This is a genomic window from Massilia sp. DJPM01, from assembly GCF_030348125.1.
Taxonomy (GTDB): Bacteria; Pseudomonadota; Gammaproteobacteria; order Burkholderiales; family Burkholderiaceae_D; genus Telluria_A; species Telluria_A frigida.
Genome location: NZ_JAQOZV010000171.1, coordinates 1 through 1,411, shown reverse-complemented (window position 1 = coordinate 1,411; position 1,411 = coordinate 1). Strand labels below are relative to the sequence as shown.

The window sequence follows — 1,411 nt, the reverse complement described above, 5'->3', positions numbered from 1 at the left end:
CTTTGCGGAATGCGGCTTTATGTTGCAATGCCGAAGGCATTCACCCCGGAATGGCTGTGCCTCTCCCGACTGCATTGCCCAAGCTCACAGTGCTGACGTTGTCGATGCTCAGTGGCAGAGTTGGGCAGCTCGGGAGGGCTTGGAGGTGGTTGGGTGGGGCCTGACCTGCTGCCGACGTAGTTCGGCCCGTCTGGCCCGTCTTGTCGGCCTGGCCAGGGTTTCAAAGGGACTCCCTTTGGCACCAATATGAGGACAGAACCCGTAGGGTTTTTGTAATCATATTTGTCGTGCCTATGCCAGGGCGCTTCCCGCAGCGCACGGTTGCATTTGGGTTGCACACGGTGGCTTATGGTTGCGGCGCGGTTGCACCTGGTTGCATTGGGTTGCAAATCAGTTGCAGGCAGCGTTGTTACCAAATATATAGGAATCGCCGGTTTGCGTTACCGAACATATTAAGATTCCTATGTTCTCGGGGCCGGGTCGCCGGTCATGCTATCCCTGCGGTCAATCCGGCTGACCCATCGCCTCGGCATCCAGGGCGTCCAGGAGCGCGACGCGCACGCCGACACCACCTGCCCTTGCCATGCCGCCGTGCGCAGCGCCAAGGGCCTGCAATCGCGCCGGATGGGTCGCTTCATGCACTTCCTTGAGCTTCATGATCGCCACCCGTGTGTAGACTTCGGTGGTGGTCAGCTCGGCGTGCCCCAGCAGCGCCTGGATGAACCGGATGTCCGCACCGTTTTCCAGCATGTGCGTGGCGCAGGCATGGCGGAACAGGTGGCAGGAGCTGTTCAGCGGGCCGGACGCCTGGACACGATCAAGGTTGGCGCGGTCGATGGTCTTTTTGGCAATGCCGGACATCTGCTTGGCGCTCACACGTTCGTGATGCTTCGACAGGAACAGCGTAGGGTCGCTGTCGTCGTCAAGGTAGCGCGGCCGCACTTCCTGGACATACCGGGCAATCCAGGCCAAGGCCCGCTCGCCGATCGGCACCATGCGGTCCTTCTTGCCTTTGCCCAGCCGCACCAGCACCGTGCCGCGCTCGGCGTCAACGTCATTGAGGTCAAGGCCGACCAACTCGGCGCGGCGCATGCCGGTGCTGTACAGCGCTTCCAGCATTGCCCGGTCCCGGATGCCGAAGCCCGACGGGTCGTCAATGTCGGCCGCGTTCAGCACCTGGGCAATCTCGGCCACGGTCAGTACATGGCGCGGCAAGCGCGTCTCCTGCCTTGGCAGCTCCATTTCGCTGGCCGGGTTGAACAGCAGGTGATGGCTTTTTGCCATCCATTTGAAGAACATACGCACCGTGATCAGGCGCTTGCTTTGGGTCTGGCGCGACAGCGGCGCACCGTCGGCTTTGCGCCGGTAGGCAAAGATATATTGCCGATAGCGCTCCAGCATCGCCCGCGTT

At 61.7% G+C, this 1,411-nt stretch carries 1 protein-coding gene; it reads right to left on the bottom strand.

What is annotated here, in order from left to right:
- Nucleotides 1-504 precede the first annotated feature (504 nt).
- Nucleotides 505-1,411, bottom strand: a 907-nt coding sequence (locus PO883_RS34425; RefSeq protein ID WP_289313798.1) for a tyrosine-type recombinase/integrase, incomplete at its 5' end; no start/stop codon positions are given.